Origin of the sequence: Thalassospira sp. A40-3 (assembly GCF_015871485.1) — a bacterium.
In the GTDB taxonomy this organism is placed as follows: Bacteria; Pseudomonadota; Alphaproteobacteria; order Rhodospirillales; family Thalassospiraceae; genus Thalassospira; species Thalassospira tepidiphila.
This window is the reverse complement of sequence record NZ_CP065428.1, coordinates 319,124-341,073: the sequence shown is the minus strand read 5'-3', so window position 1 is coordinate 341,073 and position 21,950 is coordinate 319,124. Positions and strand designations below refer to the sequence as shown.

Below are 21,950 nucleotides of genomic sequence, written 5' to 3'. Positions count from 1 at the left end.
CAGACGTTATATTTGTGAAATCCAAGGAAAATGCCGCAGAGCGGGTTGGCATCCCGCGCAAGGGATTTGACGCCGGAGTTTGCATATATAACGTCTGTCCTTCGGATTAACCGGATTTGCACGGGCTACTTTGTCGTAAAACCTTGAAGGATGTATATCGTCCTGCGGTTTTCCTCCGCGTATCCGCACAAATCCGGTAAACCATTCAAACCAAATTAATGGGTCCTGACCCTAGTGATCGCCCCATATGCGGCAACACCGCATATCTGTAATGAACCCGTGATCAGGATCGTTTTGTCTGGCCGTCCGGAGGATCGTCAGGTGGTCACATCGGTGGCGTGGACGCCAACCAGGCAGAAATTCAGAAATCAACCTGGCAAGATGCAAAACGTTTCTGATTTCAGGTTCGCTACATGAACCCCTTTGGTAATTCTGCCAGATTTTTCTGCGATCTCAAGTAGTAATCATGATCACATTGGCAACGACATGCTTGCGCAATCGCCGAGAAACCCTTACATCTCGCCGCAGATTATCAGACATTACCCAAAGGCATGGTCGCTGCGTCATCCGTTGTCGCACGGGGTTTTCCCGTTTCGGCACCGTTGTGACCACCATGCCGACAAGACTGAAAGAGGCACCCTGATGGGCTACAAAATCGCCGTTGTCGGCGCGACCGGAAATGTCGGGCGCGAGATGCTTAACACCCTTGCCGAACGCAAATTCCCGGCAGACGAAATCTTTGCGCTGGCATCGTCGAAATCCATCGGGCGCACCGTGGGCTATGGCGAAGATGACGAGATCAGTGTTCTCGATGCCGCAACCTTTGATTTTTCAAAGGCCGATATCGCCCTGTTCTCGGCCGGTGGTGAAACCGCCAAGAAACTAGCGCCGAAGGCCGCCGAAGCAGGCTGCGTTGTCATCGACAATTCCAGCTATTGGCGCATGGAACCGGGCGTTCCGCTGGTCGTGCCCGAGGTCAATGGCGATGCGCTGGCCGGATACGCCAAAAAGAACATCATCGCCAACCCGAACTGCTCAACCATTCAGATGGTTCTGGCCCTTAAGCCGCTTCATGACATTGCCACGATCAAACGTATCGTTGTTGCGACCTATCAGTCGGTGTCGGGTGCCGGTCGTGCCGCGATGGACGAGCTGTTTAACCAGACCAAAGGCATCTATGTGAATGATCCGCCCAAGAAGGAGGAATTCACCAAACAGATCGCCTTTAACGTCATCCCGCATATCGACAATTTCATGGATGATGGCGCAACCCGCGAAGAATGGAAAATGTCGGTCGAGACCCGCAAAATCCTTGCGCCGGAAATCGCAGTCCACGCCACCTGCGTGCGCGTCCCGGTCTTTGTCGGCCATGGCGAAGCGGTCAATATCGAGTTTGAAAACCCGATCACGGTCGAAGAAGCCCGCAAGGCGATGAAGAACTTCCCTGGCGTTTCGGTTGTCGATTACCGTCAGGACGAAGGCTATGTCACCCCGCAGGAAGTCCAGGGCGAGGACAATGTCTTTGTCTCGCGCGTGCGCAAGGACCCGACCGTCGCAAACGGCCTGTCGCTTTGGTGTGTTGGCGACAACCTGCGTAAGGGTGCAGCCCTGAACGCGGTTCAGATTGCCGAGAAACTGGTCGCAGAATTCCTGCCAAAGAAATAACCGATCCCTTGGATCCGCGACAGATTTCAACCAAAACCCGCCTGTCATGGGCGGGTTTTGTCGTTCCATATCCCGGCAAGATGCTGGTCAGAGGCAAAAAAAGGCGCTAGGGAAAAAGAAGACAAATTTTCAAAAGCAAAAAATACCTGTTCGCCTTTTGGCAACGGATCAAAAAGTCCGGGGAATGAGATGGTCAAACGCACCCGCAAGGAAGCGGCCCGCCTCGATGAAGCAGCCCGCGCCGGCTGGCTTTATTACTGTGCTGGCAACACGCAAGATGAAATCGCCCAGAAGCTTGGCGTGTCACGCCCGACCGCACAGCGTCTGGTGTCTGCTGCCGTCAGTGAGGGGCTGGTAAAGGTTCGCCTTGATCACCCGATTGCGCGTTGCATGGAACTGGGCAAGGCGATCTGCGAGACCTATGGCATTGCCGGTTGCGATGTGGTGCCAACCGATCCGGCGGCACCCGATGCGATGTTTGGCATGGCGCAGGCGGCGGCAAACTATCTCGAACGTGCGCTTCATTCCACCGAACCAAAGATCATTGCGCTTGGTACCGGGCGCGCCATGCGCGCCATGGTCGATGAAATCGGGCGTATTGATGCCTATCATCACAAGATCGTCTCCTTGGTCGGCACCATCGCCCATGACGGGGCGGCGAGTTTCTATGATGCGGTGACCGATCTTGCCGACCGCACCCGTGCGCCGCATTACCCGCTGCCGATCCCGGTGATCATCGCCGATCCACAGATGCGCGAACGCATGCAGCAACAGCCCCCGATGGACAATATCCTCAAGCTCGCGCGCGAGGCCGACATCCGCTTTATCGGGGTCGGGCATCTGGGCGATGATGCACCGCTGCATATTGACGGCTTTATCTCGAAAGACGAGCTGGTGTCGCTGCGCGAAAGTGGTGGCATCGGCGAAGTGATCAGTTGGTCGTTTGATCAGGACGGCAATATCCTTGATCACCCGGTCAACCACTGTGTCACCAGCGCGCCGGCTGTCCAGCCCGCAACCAACACCATTGCGGTCGCCAAGGGTGCGAAAAAGGTTGCCGCGATTCGCGGTGCGATGCGGGGTCAATTGATTTCAACGCTGATCACCGACGAAGCCACTGCGGAAAGTTTGCTGCGCTAGCACGCGGCATTTTTCACCCACACAGCAAATAGTTCTGCGCCCTGCCACCCATATCGGCAGGGCGTTTCTTTGTGCGCCGCAAAAACGATTTTGTTTGACAAGCAATGGCGAAATTGAGTGAATGCTCATTACCTGAACAAATGATCAATGTGGGCAACCGAAGTTGCTCAGCGGGTAAATAGTCCTTTGGGAGGAAATATGAAACGCGTAATGGGAGTAGCGCTTTGTGCGCTGCTGGCAGGCGGTGTTGCACACGCCAATGCCGAAACGAAACTGACCATCGCTACCGTCAACAACGGTGACATGATCCGCATGCAGAAGCTGACGGATGATTTCACCTCCAAGAATCCTGACATTTCCCTTGAGTGGGTCACGCTTGAGGAAAACACCCTGCGTCAGCGCGTTACCACTGACATCGCCACCAAAGGCGGTCAGTATGACGTCATGACCATTGGGACCTACGAAGTGCCGATCTGGGCTGAAAAAGGCTGGCTCGCACCGCTCGATAATCTTGGTTCCGACTATGACGTCGATGACCTGATGCCTGCGATCCGCTCTGCCGTTTCCAACGATGGCCAGCTTTATGCTGCACCGTTCTACGGCGAAAGCTCGATGATGATGTACCGCACCGACCTGTTCGAAGCTGCCGGTATCGAAATCAACGGCCGCCTGACCTGGGACCAGACCCTTGAAATCGCCAAGAAACTCCACAAGCCTGACGAAGGTGTCTATGGCATCTGCCTGCGTGGCAAGGCCGGCTGGGGTGAAAACATGGCGCTGATCACCACCATGGGCAATGCCTTTGGTGCACGCCTGTTCGACGAGAACTGGAACCCGACCTTCGACAGTGCCGAGTGGAAAAATGCCCTCGACATGTATACCAACGTCCTTGGTAACTACGGTCCTCCCGGTGCGACCTCGAACGGCTTTAACGAAAACCTTTCGCTGTTCAACTCCGGCAAATGCGGCATGTGGATTGACGCCACCGTTGCAGCATCCTTCGTGACCAACCCCAAAGAATCCAAAGTTGCAGACAAGGTCGGCTTCACCGAAGCTCCGTGCGCTGTAACCTGCACCGGCGCCAACTGGCTCTGGGCTTGGAACCTTGGCATTCCGATGGGTTCCCAGAAAGTAGAAGCAGCTCAGAAGTTCATCTCCTGGGCGACCTCGAAAGCCTATCTGGAACTGGTTGCCTCCAAAGAAGGTTGGGCAAACGTACCGCCGGGCACCCGTATGTCGCTTTATCAGAACCCGAAATATCTTGAAGCGGCACCGTTCGCAGACGAGACCCTTCTGGCGATCGACAGCGCAGACCCGATCAACTCGACCCTGGAACCGAAGCCGTATGTTGGTGTTCAGTTCGCTGCAATCCCTGAATTCCAGGGTATCGGCACCACGGTCGGTCAGCAGTTCTCCGCAGCCCTTGCAGGTCAGATGAGTGTTGAAGAGGCCCTTTCGGCCGCTCAGTCCAGCACTGATCGCACCATGCGCAAGGCCGGTTACTACTGATACACTACCCAGACCGGACTTCCGTCCTTGATGCGACGTCCGGTCTGAACCTCCTTGACCTGAGAGAAACTTGGGTGGTGGTTGCAAAACACACCACCCTTTTTTTCCCTTAAAGTCACGGATCGAAACGACAATTTCGGGGAGCACATCATGTCGACACGGGCCTCGACCCTTACCGGGCGTATCATGTCCGCACCGTCGATCATCGTCCTGTTCTTGTGGATGGCCGTCCCGCTGGGCATGACGATTTACTTCTCCTTCCTGCGCTACAACCTGTTGTCGCCAGGAATGGAAGAGTGGATCGGTACACTTAACTACGAATTCTTCCTGACAGATCCGGCATTCTTCGCGTCCCTTACCAACACTCTTTTGCTGGTCGGGTCTGTTCTGGTCATCACGGTGGTGGGTGGCATCCTTCTGGGTCTCATGCTTGATCAGCCGATCTTCGGGCGCGGTGTCTTGCGCCTGCTGGTGATTGCACCGTTCTTCATCATGCCGACCGTGAATGCGCTGGTCTGGAAGAACCTTTTGATGGATCCGGTGTCAGGCATGTTTGCCTGGATCGCCAGCCTGTTCGGGCTGCCCGCGATTGACTGGTTTACCAATGCACCGCTGACCTCGATCATCATCATGGTGTCCTGGCAATGGTTGCCCTTTGCCGTTTTGATCCTGTTGACTGCCCTGCAATCGCTTGACCGCGATCAAAAAGAAGCCGCCCAGATGGACGGTGCCGGTCCGGTCGCGATCTTCTTCTATATCACCCTGCCGCATCTTAGCCGTGCGATCACGGTGGTCGTTCTGATCGAAACCATCTTCCTGCTTACCGTCTTTGCCGAGATCTTTGTCACCACTGGTGGTGGTCCGGGCCTGGCAACGACCAACATCGCCTTCCTCGTTTATACGCAGGCGCTGTTGCAGTTCGATGTTGGTGGCGCATCTGCCGGCGGCATTGTCGCGGTCATTCTGGCCAATATCGTGGCGATCTTCCTGATCCGCCTCATCGGCAAGAACCTGGACAAATAGGGGCACGACATGGAAAGCAAACAAACACCCCTTGGCTATGTCAGCTTCTCGGTCTTCGCGTGGATCGTGGGTCTTCTGATCTTCTTCCCGATCTTCTGGATGGTGCTGACCAGCTTCAAGACCGAACTCGAAGCGGTCTCCATCCCGCCGAGCTTCATCTCGTTCGACTGGACACTGGAAAACTATGCCGAGGTCCAGCAACGCTCGAACTATTTCAAGTTCGCCATGAACTCGGTGATCTTGGCTGTCGGCTCCACCCTGGTGGGTCTGGTCTTTGCCGTGACCTGCGCATGGGCAATGGCCTTTAACCCGACCAAGCGGACCAAGGACGCCCTTTTGTGGATGCTGTCGACCAAGATGATGCCGCCGGTCGGCGTTCTGGTCCCGATCTATCTGGTGTTCCGCGATTGGGGACTGCTCGATACCCGCTTTGGTCTGATCATGGTTCTGTTCTTGATGAACCTGCCGATCATGGTCTGGATGCTCTACACCTACTTTAAGGAAATCCCGACCGACATCCTCGAAGCGGCCCGCATGGATGGCGCAACCCTGCCCAAGGAAATCATCTTTGTGCTGTTGCCCATGGCGGTTCCCGGCATCGCATCGACCATGCTGCTAAACATCATTCTGGCATGGAACGAAGCCTTCTGGACGCTCAACCTGACAACGTCCGATGCAGCCCCCCTGACAGCCTTCATCGCCTCCTATTCAAGCCCCGAGGGCCTGTTCTGGGCGAAGCTTTCAGCCGCATCGACGCTCGCGGTTGCCCCAATTCTCGTGATTGGCTGGTTCTCTCAGAAACAGCTGGTTCGTGGTCTGACATTCGGCGCGGTCAAGTAACCGCAGCCTGATAGCAATCTGGAAAGAAGGAACACCAAAATGGGTGCTATCCGACTGGAAAAAGTCAAGAAAACCTTCGGCACACTCGATGTTATTCCCGGTGTCGATCTTGATATCAATGACGGTGAATTCGTGGTTTTCGTCGGTCCGTCGGGCTGTGGCAAATCAACGCTTCTGCGACTGATTGCAGGCCTTGAAGACGTCACCGATGGCAAAATCCTGATCAACGGAACCGATGTCGCCAACGAGGCCCCGGCCAAACGCGGCCTGTCCATGGTCTTTCAGTCCTATGCGCTTTACCCGCATATGACCGTCTATAACAACATTGCCTTTGGCCTGAAAATGGCAGGCGAAAGCAAGGAAGTTATCGAAGAGAAAGTCCAGTCTGCGGCCAAGATCCTGAACCTGACCGACTATCTTGAACGTCGCCCGGGCGCACTTTCGGGTGGTCAACGTCAACGTGTTGCCATTGGGCGTGCGATTGTCCGTAACCCGGCAGCCTTCCTGTTTGACGAACCGCTTTCCAACCTTGATGCGGCGCTTCGTGTGAACATGCGGCTTGAAATCACAGGTCTGCATCAGGAACTGAAAACCACCATGATCTACGTGACCCACGATCAGGTCGAAGCCATGACCATGGCCGACAAGATCGTGGTCCTTCAGGCGGGCCGTGTTGAACAGGTCGGCAAGCCGATGGAACTTTACAACAACCCGACAAACAAGTTTGTCGCAGGCTTTATCGGGTCACCGAAGATGAACTTCCTGGGCGGGGAGCTTGCTAAAAAATACGATTGCCACGAAATCGGCATTCGCCCGGAACACTTCGCGGTCAGCACCGAAAAGGGTGAAATCCCGGCAACAGTCAAGATCGCCGAACACCTTGGTGCCGAAACATATCTTCATGTCGAAGCCGACGGTCTCGGTCCGATGACGGTCCGTGCCACCGGGGAAATCCCGCTTGGCGAACATGACAAGATTTTCCTGACCCCGGAACAGGATCGCATCCACCGCTTTGATGCCCAAGGGCTGGCGCTGGCCAAATCCTGATACGTGCAAAAACCGGATCGCGATGTCCCACAAACATTGCGATCCCGTCTTACCAACCAAGCCACTTGTGAGTCCAAAATGTATCTGAAAAAGTTCGATCTTACGGGCCGTCGGGCCTATGTCACTGGCGGCGGTCGTGCCATCGGCCTGTCCTGCTGCGAAGCTCTGGCAGAGGCCGGCGCCCATGTCATCATCGGTGACATCAGCGAAGGTGTTGCCGAAGAAGGCCGCGATTACCTGAAATCCAAAGGTTATTCGGCTGATATCGACATCATGGATGTCACCAACACCGATCAGGTCCGTGCAAGTGCCGAAAAGATGGCCAAGCAGGGCGGCGTTGATATCCTGGTCAACAATGCCGGTATCGCACGTTCGGAAACCCCGGCAGAAACCGTCACCGATGAACATTGGCTCAATGTCATTGACGTCAACCTGAACGGCACCTTCTGGTGCTGCCGTGAATTCGGCAAGCAGATGCTTGAAAAGAAAAACGGCGTCATCGTCAATGTCGGTTCCATGTCCGGCTTCATCGTCAACAAGCCGCAGGAACAGGCCTATTACAACGCCTCCAAGGCAGCGGTCCATCACCTGACCAAGTCGCTGGCGGCCGAATGGGGCAACCGTGGCGTGCGCGTCAATGCCGTCGCACCGACCTATATCGCAACCCCGCTCAACGAATTCGTAAAATCCAAGCCGGAAATGTATGACGCATGGATCAACGGCACTCCGATGGCCCGTCTTGGCCTGACCGAAGAAATCGGATCGGTTGTCCTGTTCCTTGCATCTGATGCTTCCAGCCTGATGACCGGGTCCATCGTTCTGGCAGATGGGGGTTACACCTGCTGGTAAGGCCAGGTGAAACAATATGACCACATTGTCCTGAAGCTTTTGTGGTCAGCCAGTTCGACGGATAAACGGGGCGCGGATGTGGGACCTGCGCCCCGTTTACCTTTTACGCAAACTGGTAGGGCACTGAGCCTAGATACTTTGAAAAGTCATTTGCGGGCATCACTTCGACCCCGCCCAGTCCCAGAAAGACGGCCAAGCGGTGCAGGTTTTCCATCAACGGTCCGGCAACATCGGAGGCCCTCACATGGTCTTCAAGATGCGCACTCTGCACCCTAAGCACCCCGGCCTGCCGATCTGATTTCAAATCCACCCGGGCTACAAATTCGCCATTTAACATGAATGGCAAAACGTAATAGCCGTACTGGCGTTTCTCGGCCGGAACATAAATCTCGATCCGGTAGTTAAAGCCAAATATCCGCTCCACCCGATCACGTTCCCACATCACCGGATCAAACGGCACCATCAGGCATGTCGGCTTGGCACGTGACCGCGGATTGACCTTCGGGCACAGATAGCCCGGCTGTTTCCAGTCTTCGACGTCGGCCTGCAACAACCGGCCCTCTTCGACCAGTCGCGCCAGACAGGCCTTGGTTTCATCGGTTGGCAGACGGAAATATTTACGCAGATCAATCTCGGCGGCAACCCCCATGGCGGCAATCCCCTGACAGATAAGATCGCACATCGCATCCTGCCGATCGCGGTCGGGTTCATTTGCCGCATCGCCAATGATCCGATGCGGCAAATCATATTCGCGCTCAAAACTGCTACGCCGTTTGCGCGCCATCACCTGCCCGCTCCAGAACAGATATTCCATCGCGGTTTTGGTATTCGACCAACCCCACCATTTCTCGCTACTACGCCCCTCGGTCTCAAGGGAACTGGCCGCGACCGCGCCCTCTTGGTCAATATGGCGCAGGATGTTGTCAATCAGGTCGGGTTGTTCGCGTTGAACCCGTGCGATCCGTCCCCACGTGCCCATGCCCCGCTCGGCATCGCGCATCCGCCAACGATAAAGCGGATAATCCTCAACCGGGATCATCGATGCTTCATGGCCCCAATATTCAAACAGCTTGCGCTGGCGCGCCGTCCCCCAGACCATTTCATCAAGCATCTTCGGGTCATAAACGCCCAACCGCGAAAAGATCGGCATGTAATGCGCCCGTGTCAGGACATTGACACTGTCGACCTGCAACATGTTGGTCGCCCGGATGGTTCTAAGGATCTGGCGCTTGGTCACATCCCGGTCGGGATTGGCGGAAAATCCTTGCCCGACAAGGGCCAGATTACGCGCCTGTTTGGCTGATATCGAAACGGTCGGGGACGGGGTGGCAGCACTGTCAATCGGCATCAGGACACACTTGGAAAATCAAATAAAAACAGGTGCATGCTAACACATGCTCCTGACAATTCTGGCAGGATGATTTTGCGGTCGTTCGCGCGGACGAACTTGACCGCGCATCGCCGCCCTCATAGGCTTCAATCCTGATCGCGACAAAAGCGCCCCAACAAACAGGACAGCCCGAATGAGCACCCCGCAAATCATGATTCTGGCCGTGCTGCTTGGCACCGTCGTGCTGTTTTTATGGGGGCGCTGGCGCCATGATATGGTGGCCATGGCATCCCTTCTGGTTTGTGTGGTTCTGGGTTTGGTTCCGACCGACGGGGCCTTTGTCGGATTTGGCCATCCGGCCGTGATCACGGTCGCCTGTATCCTGATCTTGTCTTCCGCCCTGCAAAGGTCGGGGGCGGTTGATACCCTGTCGCGTACCGTCCTGCCGCAATCGGCCGGGCCGTTTGTCACCATGGCAGCGCTCAGCCTTCTGGCCGCCATCCTCTCAGCCTTCATGAACAATGTCGGGGCACTGGCCCTTTTGATGCCGATTGCCCTGCAAATCGCCAACAAACAGGACCTGCCACCGGGCAAAATCCTCATGCCGCTGGCATTTGGCTCGATCCTTGGCGGCATGACAACACTTATCGGCACGCCCCCCAACCTGATCGTTTCGGGCTTTCGGGCCGAAGTAAACGGGGCAGGATTTTCGATGTTTGATTACAGCCCGGTCGGCGTTGCCATCGCCCTTGCCGGACTGCTGTTTGTTATTCTGTTGGGCCGTTTTCTGGTGCCGACCCGCCAACGCGCCGGGGCCGAAGGGTTCGAGACCGGATCCTATTTGACCGAGGCCCGCATTACCGAGGGCAGCAAGGCCATCGGCATGTTCATGCGCGACATCAATGACGAGCTTGAAAAGTCGGACGCGCAGGTGATTGGCCTGATCCGCAACGAACGCCGCATTCCGGCACCAAGCCCCTATCGTGAACTGCAACAGGACGACATTCTGCTGATCGAAGCCGAACCCGAAGGACTGGCAAGTGCCCTGTCTGGTCTTGAGCTGACCCTGGAAGCCGAACTGCGCAGCGAAGAAGCCAACGCCGAACAAAAGGAAGAAGCCAAGGAACAGGTCCGAGCCCAAAAGGCGCAAAAGGCAGCCGAAAAATCTGGTGACGCACCAAAGGCTGACGCCGAAAAGGATGACACCTCCAAATCGGAGAAAAAGGACTCTGATACAAAGAAAACGGCCCTTCAGTCAGACGATATCTCCCTGATCGAGGTCGTGGTCCTGCCGAACGCCTCCTTCATCGGGCGATCTGCGGCCGATATCCGCATCCGCAGCCGCTATGGCATCAACTTGCTGGCCCTGTCCCGTCAGGGACACCGTTCGATGTCACGCTTGCGCACCATGAAAATGCAGGCCGGGGACGTGCTTTTGATGCAAGGCACGCCTGCGGCCATTAACGAATTCGGCAATCGCCTGGGCTGCGCCCCACTGGCCGAACGGTCGCTCAACCTTGGCGACAAGACACAGGCCTTCAAGGCCACCGCCATCATGGCCGTTGCCATTGCGCTTGCGGCCTTTGGCATTCTGCCCGCTGCCATTTCCTTCGCACTGGGCGTACTTGCCACTTTGCTGATGGGGGTGGTCTCGCCGCGCACCCTTTATGATGCGGTCGACTGGCCGGTGGTGGTGTTGCTGGCCGCCCTGATCCCGGTCGCCAACGCCATGGAAAGTACTGGCAGTGCCGATCTGATTGCGCGCTTCCTGCTCGATACCGTCGCACAAGGAAGCGCGCCAGTTGCCCTTGCCCTGATCCTTATTGTCACCATGACGCTCTCGGACTTCATGAACAATGCCGCCACCGCCGCCGTCATGTGCCCGATTGCAATTGGCAGCGCCGCCCAACTCGATGCCAGCTCCGACCCGTTCCTGATGGCAGTCGCGATTGGCGCCTCCTGTGCGTTCCTGACCCCCATCGGCCATCAGAACAACACCCTCATCCTCGGCCCCGGCGGCTTCCGCTTTAGCGACTACTGGCGCCTCGGCCTACCGATTGAAATCATCGTGGTTGCAGTTGGCGTGCCGATGCTGCTGTGGGTCTGGCCGCTTTAAGTCAAAATAAAAGGGCAGCCAATGGCTGCCCTCTGTAATGTTGCTGACGCCTGTCGCTTAGCTATCAAAGCCAAGGTTCGGCACATCAAGGCCGTTGGCACGGCAAGCAGAAATCAGGGTGTTGTTCAGAAGACACGCAATGGTCATCGGGCCGACACCGCCCGGGACCGGGGTGATGGCACCGGCGACCTTGGAGGCGGTTTCAAACTCGACATCACCGACCAGCTTCATTTTGCCTTCAGCACCTTCAACGCGGTTGATGCCAACATCAATCACGGTGGCACCCGGGGCGATCCAGTCGCCCTTGACCATGTTCGGGCGGCCAACGGCGGCAACCACGATATCAGCACGACGGACTTCTTCGGGAAGGTCGCGGGTGCGCGAATGCGCGATGGTGACCGTGCAGCTTTCCTTGAGTAAAAGCTGCGCCATCGGCTTGCCAACGATGTTTGAACGGCCCACCACGACGGCACGTTTGCCCGACAAATCCCCAAGGGTATCTTTGAGCAACATCAGGCAGCCATACGGCGTGCAAGGCGCGAAACCTTCGCCGCCCGTCGCCAGTGCGCCGGCATTCACAACGTGGAAGCCGTCAACATCCTTGGCCGGGTCGATGGCGGCCAGAATGGCCTGCTCGTTGATGTGCTTGGGCACGGGAAGCTGACAGAGAATGCCATGGACATTTTCATCGGCATTCAGCTTGGCGATCAGCGCCAGAAGGTCTGCCTCGCTGGTTTCCGCCGGAAGCTTGTGCTCATAGGAATTCATGCCGCATTCAAGGGTCTGTTTGCCCTTGTTGCGCACATAAACCTGACTGGCGGGGTCTTCGCCGACCAGAATGACGGCCAGACCCGGTGTTACGCCATGTTCGGATTTAAGCTTTGATACTTCGGCTGTGATGTCAGTGCGCAGTTTGGCTGCGAATGCCTTGCCGTCGATGATTTTCGCGTCACTCATATGTCTGTCCGCCCCGTGAGTTGGGATATTTTCGCCATCAGCTCTTCGGGATTTCCGTCGATCAGCAGCGTTTTGGTGCGATCAGTTTGCCCGGAAACAATCCTGACCGACGATTTAGGACATTTGGCCGCTTTTGCCAAAAGTTTTATCAGCGCCTGATTAGCCTTGCCGTTTTCCGGCACGGCCGTCACCGATACCTTAAGCCACTGCTGCCCGTCAGCGTCGGCCACCACATCGCCAATCGCGTTCCGCGATGCTTTTGGTGTTAACCGAACAAACAGCCGAACCCCTGATGGCTCGGACCGTAACACGGGCGAGGGATCAGACATTGTCTAAATGAGACATTTTACTAGGCGAAATGAGACATCAATAGCCGACAAGCGCCATCCGGACATCGGTCTGGATCAGCATGTTGGCGAACTGCAAAATCAGGATCAGGATGATCGGCGAGATATCAATGCCGCCAAGATCGGGCATGATCCGCCGGATCGGGCGCAATACCGGTTCGGTAACCCGATAGAGGAAATCACCAACCAAATAAACAAACCGGTTGCTGGTATTGATCACGTTGAACGCCACAAGCCATGACAGGATTGCAGATGCAATCAGCATGAAAATGTAGATACCCACCACAGTGTCAATAAGCCAAAAAATCGCCAGCATCGCCGCTCCTTACAATCGCCGGGCGCACGGATGCTTTGGGCCCGGAAAGATGTTTGCACGCAGCAAAACCTAGTCGGCAATTGCCCCCAACGCAAGCACACAGCGTTGATTTTGCCGCAAATGAGGGGAAGTTTTCATCGCTTTGTGATCATGCTCACCAACCGGCTTGCCAAAACGCCTGCCAGAAACTGTCAGGAGATGTCAGGCGCACCCCGATTACACCTTGCGGGTTCGCATGCTCCACGGCCAGAATGCGCACGCCACAAGGAGGATTTAGCATGCAGAACCAAGATCACCTGCGCCACCAGCACCACCCGCGCTGCGGCTGGGCCCTGAGCCATGCCGACAAGCCGTTCTATGTCGAGTATCACGACACGGAATGGGGTGTGCCGGTGCATGATGATCGACATTTCTTTGAAATGCTGATCCTTGAAGGGGCGCAGGCGGGTTTGAGCTGGCTGACCATTCTGGCAAGGCGGGATACCTATCGCGCGGCTTATGACAATTTCGATGTGAACAAGGTCGCGGCCTATGACGCGGCCAAGCAGGAAGCCCTTCTGACCGATCCCGGGATTATTCGAAATAAATTAAAAGTCGCGGCGTCTATTCAAAATGCGCAAACATTCATCGCGATCCAAAAAGAGTTCGAAAGCTTCGATTCCTACATCTGGTCATTTGTAGGAGGAATGCCTGTGATCAATCACTGGACAAGCATGTCAGACGTACCAGTCTCGACCGACCTTAGTGACAAAATCTCGAAGGATCTGAAAAAACGCGGCATGAAGTTCGTCGGCACCACGATCATCTATTCCTTCCTGCAAGCCACCGGCATCGTGATGGACCACACCACCGACTGTTACCGTTACCCCGAGCTTTCCTGAGTAGACCCGCGCAGCAACAGGCTGGTTTGCAGGGTGATGGTTTTGCCCGGTTCATCGGACAGCGCCATTTCGGCAGCAAGCCTTCCTTTTTCCACCGAATCCTGATGCATGGTGGTGAGTGGCGGGTCGGTGCGTTCGCCAGCGACAATACCATCAATGCCAATGACCTTAAGATCGCCCGGCACGTTGCGCCCGATGGCACGCGCAGCGTCAATTGCGCCGATGGCAATCACGTCCGACATGGCGAGAATGCCGTTGATTTCGGGATGGTTTGACAGGAGCGCTGTCGTCATTTGCGCGCTTTGTTCGGACTGGTTGTCGCATTCGATATGCACAACATCACTGGCCGCAATGCCGGCCGCTTCAAGCGCCGCGTGATACCCCGCCAGCCGTTCGCGCACCACCCGGTGGCTGGCGGCCCCCAGACGGTTGGGGCTCATCGGGCCGAAATGATCGTGCTCGGTTGCCTGCAGCGACAGAATGGCGAATTTCGAGGCGCCGCAATCAAGCAAATGCCGGGCCGCATTTTTCGCCGCCGCGAAGTCATCAAGCACCACAGTCCCCGCTGCACCGGCAATGTCGGTATCGATGCTGATCAGCGGCTGGTTGCGGCGCTGGATGGCCGCGATGATGTCGTTATTATCGGAATAGCAATGCACCAGAAAGGCATCGACCGCGGCATTATTGACCGCGGCAATCGCCTGTTCGGGGTTTTCGGCCGAAATGATCATGACATTGACGCCGTGGCGCGCGCATTCGCGCCCGATCCCGCGCAGCAATTCAATCGCCACCGGATCGGTAAAGGCATATTCAAGATTGTCGGGAAACACGACACCAAGCGCCCCCGCCTTGCCGGTGCGGAGCATGCGCGCCATGACATGCGGCCCGCGATAACCCAGTTCGCGCGCGGCTTCAAAGATGCGTTCGCGGACTTCCGGGCGGACCAGATCAGGCTTGCCAAACGCATTGGAGGCTGTCCCTTGCGAAACCCCGGCCGCCTTGGCGACATCCAGAAGTTTTACGCGTTTTGCCATGCGTGCCTTATCCCCGAAACTGTCGTGTGTGATCTTTACCCAGTTGAATTGCCGACACTATAGCCAGAACCAGCACGATACTACCAGAACGCATTACCGCGTCAGGATATGATCGTTTATCGGCTTTCGGGGCGGGTATTGCGGAAGGTCAGGTTGATCCGCGGGCCGACCTGCCGGGCGGTTTTGGGCAATTGATGCAGCCAGCAATGCTGTGTCGCACCTGACATGATCAGAGCCGAGTTATGCGGCAGATCAATGCTGAGGCGATCACCGGTTTTCTTGTGGCGGAAATGAAACCGGCGTTCCTGCCCGAAGGTCAGGCTGGCAATCACCGGGTTTTCGCCGAGCACTTCCTCGTCATCGGCGTGCCAGGAAACGCTATCGCGCCCATCGCGATACTGGTTGAGCAACACGGTGTTAAAGTGCGCCCCTGCCAGTTCTTCGGCCAAGCTGCGCAAAGGGGCAACGATAGAGGGAAACGGGCTAGCCGGGTGATACACCCCGCTATAGCGATAGGCGACTTCGCCATACCAGGCGGTCAGACGCGGGACCGGGATTTCCTTGCCGTGGAGTTTGGCGATTTCCTGTTGCCAGACGATGTTGCTTTGCAGCCGGGCAAAGGTTTTGTCGGCTTCATCAACATCCATGATGTCACGCAGCAACAACACTTCGCCATCAAAGGGCAAAAGGTTGCGTGGTGGTTCATTGGCAAACAGATCGCCGGTCATGGTTTTCCCCGGAATGCAGATTGCCAAAGACCTAGGATGAACGGCGCCGAAACTCAAGCCACAGTTTGCTGATATGTGATTTGCCGCAACAGGTTCTAGCCGTTTACCAAGGTCACGCCAGCCTCGTTGGCATAGCGTTCGACATCCTCAACACTTAAGCCCGCCGCGCTATAGAGATTGATGGTTTCAAGTTCCAGATCGGTTTCGGAATCGGCCAATGATTGCAGCGAAGTGGTCAGGCTGCGCTGGGAATCGAGTACATCGAGGAAGTCCGACAGGCCCTGTACGTAGCGCACGCGTGACTGTTCAAAGGCATCGCGGTGATATTGCACCGATGCGATCAGGGAATCGCGCTGTGCCACCGCCCCGACATAGCCGTAAATCGCACTTTCGACTTCCTCAATCGCGCTCAGAAGTGTTTGGCGATAGGTGAGGAAAGCTTGTTCTGCCTCTTCCTCGGCAACGGTGATATTCGCACGCCGTTCGCCGCCATCATAAAGGGTCGCATCAATCAAAGCGCCGATGGCCGCCATGGCGGTGCGGACGATCGGGCCGGTACCATAGCCGGTCACACCAAGCGCCAAGGACCCATCAAGGGTCAATTCCGGATACAGCGTTGCGGTTTCCACCCCGATTTGCGAGGTCGCGGAAATCAGCGCCAGCTCGGCCGCACGGACATCTGGCCGGCGGCGCAGCAAATCGGCCGGGATGCCAATTGGCGGGCTGCTTTGAAATTCGGGCAGTGGTGATGCATCAAGCAACAGGTCGCGATGGGTGCCCGGCTGTGCGCCAACCAGAATGGAAATCGCGTTGATCGACCGGTCAATCGTGGTTTGCAGGATCGGAACTGTTGCCTCAAGATCGGCGACCTCGGCGCGTGCCCGTGACAGATCAAGCTCGGACCCGAGGCCGGTTTGTAAACGGACCTGCACGATGTTGCTGGTCTGGCGTTGCAGATCAAGCGAGTCCCGCAAAAGGGCGAGACGCCGCTGCGCCCCGCGCAGTTCGATATAGTTTCGGATAATGTCGGCGATCATGGTGCGATAGACGTCTTCACGCAGATAGACCTGCTGCAGGTAATCCGCCTCGGCGACTTCTTCCTCGCGGGTTTGACCGCCCCAGATATCGGCGGTCCAGGACAAATCAATGCCAGCACCATAGCCCATATCGGTCACCTGATCACCATTGGCGCGGCTGGAGGTCGACCGGCTGGCCGATCCGTTGACCGATGCGCCAACCTGCGGCCCATTCGCCCCGGCAACGCCACGTGCAGTCGCCGCAGCCGCACGGATGCGACTGATTGCGATCTGAAGATCGATATTGTTTTCGACCCCTTCATTAATCAGACCATTTAAAACCGGGTCGGTGGTGCTTTCCCACCAGCGGTCCTGTTTGCTTTGATTGGCGGCAATCACCGGGATTTCCGGGGTATAGGCGCCGACAAGATCGAAATTCGGCGCGGTATAATCCGGCCCGACAGACTGACACCCGGCCAGTGCGAGCAGAAGGGCAATTCCCGAAATCGCAGAAATGTGAGGATTATTCATATTATTTCGCACTTCCTTGAAGACCGCCACTTCCGGGCTCCGCCGCGACATGTGATGCCGCCTCGCCATGATCGGGAATGGCTTCGGCAGCGCGCAGTTGCGATTGCAGTTTCTTGCCACCATCGGCACGGGCCGACACCAAGGGGGCCAACAACAGATAAAGCACCGGGGTCAGGAACAATGTAAAGACCGTGGCAAAGCCAAGACCGCCAAACACCACCCAGCCGATGGCTGCACGTGCCTCTGCCCCGGCACCAGTGCCAAGGACGAGCGGCAAGCCGCCCAGAACAGTGGAAATCATGGTCATCATGATCGGGCGCAGACGGACCATTGCGGCATCATGCACGGCATCGCGCACGGATTTACCGGCATCACGGAGCTGATCGGCGAATTCGACAACCAGAATCCCGTTCTTGGCCATCAACCCGACCAGCATCACAAGCCCGATCTGGCTGTAGATATTGATTGAGGTGCCACTCAGCTCCAGCGCATAGATCGCCGCCGCCAAACCAAACGGCACGGTCAACACCACTACAAGCGCGGAGGTAAAGCTTTCGAACTGGGCGGCCAGAACCAACAACACGACAAGGACGGCAATCAGGAAGGTGATCTGTACATCATTGGCGGTTTCACCAAGGGCGGCGGCATTGCCAAGGAACAGGATGCCGACACCGGGTGGCAGCAACTGATCGCCAACCGTGTTCACATCCGCGACCGCCTCGGCCAGGGTATAGCCCGGTGCCAGATTGGCCGAAATGGTGACGGCGCGTTGCTGCCCTTCGCGTTCAAGTTCGGAGGCGACGGCTTCTTCGGTCAAGGTGATGACAGAAGACAGCGGCAGGATGCGACCATTGGTGCCGGTGACAAACAGATTTTCAAGGTCCGACGGGTCATTGATGCTGCCCAACGCACTGCGCAGCTTGATCGGGACGTTCTGGTCATCGACATTGATTTCGGTGACTTCGTATCCTTCGATCATCGCACGCAGCGTGGTATCAAGTTCTTCGATCGGGATACCGAGATCAAAGGCGCGCTTGCGATCAATATTGACCAGAAGCTGCGGCTGGGTGGTTTGATAGGATACCCGAAGGCCGGTGAGGCCGGGATAGTTCGCCTCGATCTCCTGCTGCATGACGCGGGCATTTTCGGCCAGCGTGCGATAGCTTGTCCCGGTCAGGGCAAATTCAAGTCCCTCGCCCGTACCGCCGCGCAAACCCAGACTGTTGGGCTGCCAGACATAGGCCTGCACACCCGGAAGGGCATTCAGATCCCCGCGGATCGACGCGGTAATTTCCTGCTGCGAGCGGGACCGTTCTTCCCACGGTTTTAGCGGGGCGATCACAAGGGCGCGGTTCGGATCCCACAGGCCAACAATGGTGTAGATGTTATAGGCATCCCCCGCCTCGACCACCGGGCGCAGGATGTCTTCAACCGCCTCGACCTGACGGTCCATATAGTCGATGCCGACCCCGTCCGGACCCCGCATGGAAACAAGAATACGTCCGCGATCCTCATCGGGCAGCAATTCCTGCGTAACGTTGGTATAGACGCCAAAGGCAAGCCCACCGGCAACGACACAAATCATTACGGTAATGATCGGGCTGCCAAGGGCGGCTTCGAGAATGCGGCGATAAATCCCGGCGCAGAAGAAGCCGAAACGCTCCAGCATGTTGGGGGCGTCGTCGGCCTTGCCATCATGCGGATCGATATGTTTCAGGCGCGATGCCAGCATCGGACACAGCGACAGTGCGACAAAGGATGACACCACCACCGCAAAGGCCAGCACAAAACCGAATTCACGGAACAGACGCCCCGCCGTGCTTGGCAGGAAAGAAATCGGAACGAACACCGAAATCAGTGTCAGCGTGGTGGCGATCACGGCAAAGAACACTTGGCGCGAGCCGAGCACTGCCGCGGCCATCGACCCAAGCCCCTGATGACGGCGGCGTTGAATGTTTTCAAGCACAACAATCGCGTCATCGACAATCATGCCGGTTGCCAGAACCAGCGCCAAAAGGGTCAGGATGTTGATCGAAAAGCCCATCGCCCAGATGGCGGCAACCGTACCGATCAGGGCAATCGGAATGGTGATGGTCGGGATCAGCGTCGCGGTAAAGGATCTGAGGAACAGATAAAGCACCCCGATCACAATCGCGATGGCAAGACCGAGACTAAAGATTACTTCCCACAGCGCGCCTTCGATAAAGACCGCGTCATCGGAGTTCACGAACACATCAAGATCGTCATATTGCTCGTTGAGGCGTTCAACGACATCGCGCACGCCATTGGAAATCGCAATCGTGTTGGATTGTGCCTGACGGGTAATACTCAGCCCGATCACCGTGCGACCATTCAGTCGCACATAGGATGTTGCATCGTCCGGGCCGTAATAGATATCGGCAACGTCGCCCATCTGGACACCGTCGCGCACCAGCATCTGGTTCAGTCTGTCGACCTCCCAAACGGATGCATCGGCACGAACAAACAATTTCTGATCGGATGATTCAAAACTGCCGGCGGGAATATCAAACTGGGCGGTTCGCAGAAGGTCGGCCACATCCTGAACCGACAGGCCATAACTTGCCATGCGGAGCGGGTCGATGCGCACATGCAAAACGCGTTCGCGATCCCCGTTAACCCCGACCTCGGCCACTCCGGGCACAGACAGCAAGGACGGGCTGATCTGGTCTTCGACGATGTTGGCGAGTTCTTCCTCGGTCAGGCTGTTGCTGACAACCGCAATGCGCATGATCGCACTGGCATCGGCATCGGCCTTGACCACGCGGACGTTTTCCACCCCGTCGGGCAGGCTGCGTTCCGCACGGCTGATGGCTTCGCGGATGTCGCTGGCGGCATCGTTGATTTCAACATCTGGGTAGAATTCGATGCGAATGCGGGCATTGGCTTCTTCGCTTTGCGAACTGATTTCCTTGATGCCACTGACGCGCGATGCCGCACTTTCGATGATCCCGGTGACTTCGGAATCGACCGTTTCCGGCGATGCCCCGTCATAGTCGGCGGTCACGGTGATGGTCGGGCGGTCGACATTGGGCAGTTCGCGAATTTCGACCCCCAGCATCGCGGCAAGACCGGCCAGGATGATCAGCATGGACACCACACTGATCAGAACAGGGCGTCGGATACTGAGTGACGCAAGATCGTTATGATCGTGATTTTCGGTTCCTGTCGTCATGATCAGGACCCCTCGCCAGCGCCTTCGCGGGTGGCAACGCCGCCCGCATCCGACGGCGCATTTTCAGGCGCGGGGTTATCACCGCGAATGGTTGCCGAAACAGTCCGGCCCGGACGCAGACGCAAGACGCCCTCGACCACGACCAGATCACCCTCTTCAATCCCGCCATCCAGAAGGATCCGGCCATTGGTCCGTTTCACAACACGGACGGGAACGCGCGAGACCTTGTCTTCATCGCCGATCCGCCAGACATAGGTGCCTTCATCACCCCACAGGACCGAGATTTCGGCAACAGCGGGGTATTGTTTGCCTTCGATGTCGACATAAACCGCAAAGGACATCCCGGCGAGCAGGCGACTATTGGGGTTTGGCACCCGGGCGCGCACGGCAAAGGTGCGGCTTTCGGGATCGATACGGCTGCCAATAGACTCAACCACACCGGTGAATTCCTCGCCCGGCAGGCTCCAGGTTTCGACCCGGACAGACTGGCCGGGACGGACATTATCAAACCGTGTTTCGGCAACTTCGAAATCGACCAGAATGCTATCGATATTATCAAGCGTTACGATGGCTGTGGAGCTGTCAACACGGTCGCCAGCCTCAACCTGCGGAATGCCGACGATGCCATCAAACGGGGCCAGAATGGTCCGATCGGCCAGATTGACCTCTGCCTGATCAAGGGCAATGCGGGCCTCGGCCAGGGCGGTGCGGGCACTGTCGACTTCGCTTTCGGCAACGGCACCCAGCGGACGGGCCTTTTCATAGCGGGCAAGAAGTTGTTCGGCATCGCGGGCCTGAACAGCAGCAAGATCGCGGGCAAGGCGTTCGCGATCAGAGTCCAGGATGACAAGAACCTGTCCCTCGGTCACCTTGTCACCGGCGCGTACAAGCACATCTGCAACTTCGCCCGACACGGCTGGATAGATCGAAACGCCCAGGGCCGATTTGCCCGTGCCGACCGCTTCGACAACGGTCTTTTCATCCATCAGGCTGGCATATTCGGCAATGACCGGAAGACTGCGTTCGCCGCCACCGCCGCGCTGTGCCGTGCTTGCGGGTTGCGCATCGGGCGCAATTAACGCCGTGATGTCGTCTTTGGCAAAGATATAGGCAGAGGCCGCAACAACAATCAGTGCAACACCTGCGATCAGAAGCGTTGATTTACGCGCCATCACATTGATACTTCCAAGTCGGGCTGACCAAACAACCTTACTGCAAATGACACTGTTCCCGCGCCGGGAAAGTGCCGGTATTTCAATTCAGTACCGAATAGTAGGCTTTATGCTTTTGATGAAATACCGTTGCCCCGAACGATATTGCAACCCGCCAGTGAGAACCACACAAAAAGTGTATCAGAAACGTCGCAGTTTGTATCTTAACTGCTGACAAATCCTGCGTTTTGCGCCGATAGCACTGAGCAAATGCATT

General features: G+C 56.7%; 18 protein-coding genes. 9 read left to right on the top strand and 9 right to left on the bottom strand.

All coding sequences use genetic code 11. The annotated features are described in order from the left end of the window. Positions 1–642: 642 nt before the first annotated feature. The 7 genes from IT893_RS01515 (at position 643) to IT893_RS01485 (ending at position 8,073) form a co-directional block, all read left to right on the top strand. On the top strand, positions 643–1,665 hold the full coding sequence (locus IT893_RS01515) for an aspartate-semialdehyde dehydrogenase (RefSeq protein WP_197146601.1): 1,023 nt from the start codon (positions 643–645) through the stop codon (positions 1,663–1,665). A gap of 189 nt (positions 1,666–1,854) precedes the next feature. Further along, positions 1,855–2,805, top strand: a complete 951-nt coding sequence (locus IT893_RS01510) for a sugar-binding transcriptional regulator (protein ID WP_063089203.1) — start codon at positions 1,855–1,857, stop codon at positions 2,803–2,805. Positions 2,806–3,003: 198 nt separating this feature from the next. Then, on the top strand, positions 3,004–4,314 hold the full coding sequence (locus IT893_RS01505) for a sugar ABC transporter substrate-binding protein (RefSeq protein WP_040823061.1): 1,311 nt from the start codon (positions 3,004–3,006) through the stop codon (positions 4,312–4,314). Positions 4,315–4,464: 150 nt separating this feature from the next. Continuing rightward, a complete protein-coding gene (locus tag IT893_RS01500) occupies positions 4,465–5,337 on the top strand; it encodes a carbohydrate ABC transporter permease (protein WP_008889800.1) in 873 nt (290 codons plus the stop codon). Positions 5,338–5,346: 9 nt separating this feature from the next. Continuing rightward, positions 5,347–6,177 (top strand): carbohydrate ABC transporter permease, encoded by an 831-nt coding sequence (locus IT893_RS01495; protein WP_008889799.1) that lies wholly within the window; start codon positions 5,347–5,349, stop codon positions 6,175–6,177. Positions 6,178–6,216: 39 nt separating this feature from the next. After that, positions 6,217–7,224 carry an ABC transporter ATP-binding protein gene (locus tag IT893_RS01490; protein WP_063089204.1) on the top strand — a complete coding sequence of 336 codons (1,008 nt, stop codon included), beginning with the start codon at positions 6,217–6,219 and terminating at the stop codon, positions 7,222–7,224. A 78-nt stretch (positions 7,225–7,302) separates the two neighbouring features. Beyond that, complete coding sequence (locus IT893_RS01485; RefSeq protein WP_008889797.1) at positions 7,303–8,073, top strand: SDR family NAD(P)-dependent oxidoreductase; 771 nt, start codon at positions 7,303–7,305, stop codon at positions 8,071–8,073. Positions 8,074–8,176: 103 nt separating this feature from the next. Here IT893_RS01485 and IT893_RS01480 read toward each other — a convergent pair whose 3' ends face one another. Next, on the bottom strand, positions 8,177–9,421 hold the full coding sequence (locus tag IT893_RS01480) for a winged helix-turn-helix domain-containing protein (RefSeq protein WP_197146600.1): 1,245 nt from the start codon (positions 9,419–9,421) through the stop codon (positions 8,177–8,179). Between the two features lie 175 nt (positions 9,422–9,596). On the opposite strand from IT893_RS01480, the gene IT893_RS01475 reads away from it, so the two are divergent. Further along, positions 9,597–11,519 carry an SLC13 family permease gene (locus IT893_RS01475; RefSeq protein WP_197146599.1) on the top strand — a complete coding sequence of 641 codons (1,923 nt, stop codon included), beginning with the start codon at positions 9,597–9,599 and terminating at the stop codon, positions 11,517–11,519. Positions 11,520–11,576: 57 nt separating this feature from the next. On the opposite strand, the gene folD is transcribed toward IT893_RS01475, so the two are convergent. Genes folD through IT893_RS01460 form a run of 3 tightly spaced genes read right to left on the bottom strand, consistent with a single transcriptional unit; the run spans position 11,577 to position 13,139 of the window. Next, entirely contained in the window at positions 11,577–12,476 is a 900-nt protein-coding gene (folD, locus tag IT893_RS01470) for a bifunctional methylenetetrahydrofolate dehydrogenase/methenyltetrahydrofolate cyclohydrolase FolD (RefSeq protein ID WP_197146598.1), read from the bottom strand. Continuing rightward, positions 12,473–12,805, bottom strand: a complete 333-nt coding sequence (locus IT893_RS01465; RefSeq protein WP_197146597.1) for a DUF167 family protein — start codon at positions 12,803–12,805, stop codon at positions 12,473–12,475. Before IT893_RS01465 ends, folD begins: the two co-directional genes overlap by 4 nt. A gap of 37 nt (positions 12,806–12,842) precedes the next feature. Continuing rightward, entirely contained in the window at positions 12,843–13,139 is a 297-nt protein-coding gene (locus tag IT893_RS01460) for a YggT family protein (protein WP_008889791.1), read from the bottom strand. A gap of 278 nt (positions 13,140–13,417) precedes the next feature. Here IT893_RS01460 and IT893_RS01455 point away from each other — a divergent pair, with 278 nt between their 5' ends. Then, positions 13,418–14,020 carry a DNA-3-methyladenine glycosylase I gene (locus tag IT893_RS01455; RefSeq protein ID WP_215907635.1) on the top strand — a complete coding sequence of 201 codons (603 nt, stop codon included), beginning with the start codon at positions 13,418–13,420 and terminating at the stop codon, positions 14,018–14,020. Here the strand turns inward: IT893_RS01455 and IT893_RS01450 are convergent. The 5 genes from IT893_RS01450 to IT893_RS01430 all read right to left on the bottom strand — a co-directional run bounded on the left by IT893_RS01450 (position 14,002) and on the right by IT893_RS01430 (position 21,694). Next, the gene (locus IT893_RS01450) at positions 14,002–15,054 is read right to left on the bottom strand and encodes a LacI family DNA-binding transcriptional regulator (RefSeq protein ID WP_197146596.1); all 1,053 of its coding nucleotides are present in this window, start codon (positions 15,052–15,054) and stop codon (positions 14,002–14,004) included. The genes IT893_RS01455 and IT893_RS01450 overlap by 19 nt on opposite strands. Before the next feature lie 116 nt (positions 15,055–15,170). Next, the gene (locus tag IT893_RS01445) at positions 15,171–15,782 is read right to left on the bottom strand and encodes an alpha-ketoglutarate-dependent dioxygenase AlkB (protein WP_197146595.1); all 612 of its coding nucleotides are present in this window, start codon (positions 15,780–15,782) and stop codon (positions 15,171–15,173) included. A gap of 95 nt (positions 15,783–15,877) precedes the next feature. After that, a complete protein-coding gene (locus IT893_RS01440; protein ID WP_197146594.1) occupies positions 15,878–17,329 on the bottom strand; it encodes an efflux transporter outer membrane subunit in 1,452 nt (483 codons plus the stop codon). A 1-nt stretch (position 17,330) separates the two neighbouring features. Next, positions 17,331–20,522 (bottom strand): efflux RND transporter permease subunit, encoded by a 3,192-nt coding sequence (locus IT893_RS01435; RefSeq protein ID WP_197146593.1) that lies wholly within the window; start codon positions 20,520–20,522, stop codon positions 17,331–17,333. A 2-nt stretch (positions 20,523–20,524) separates the two neighbouring features. Continuing rightward, positions 20,525–21,694 (bottom strand): efflux RND transporter periplasmic adaptor subunit, encoded by a 1,170-nt coding sequence (locus IT893_RS01430; RefSeq protein WP_197146592.1) that lies wholly within the window; start codon positions 21,692–21,694, stop codon positions 20,525–20,527. Between the last annotated feature and the right edge of the window lie 256 nt (positions 21,695–21,950).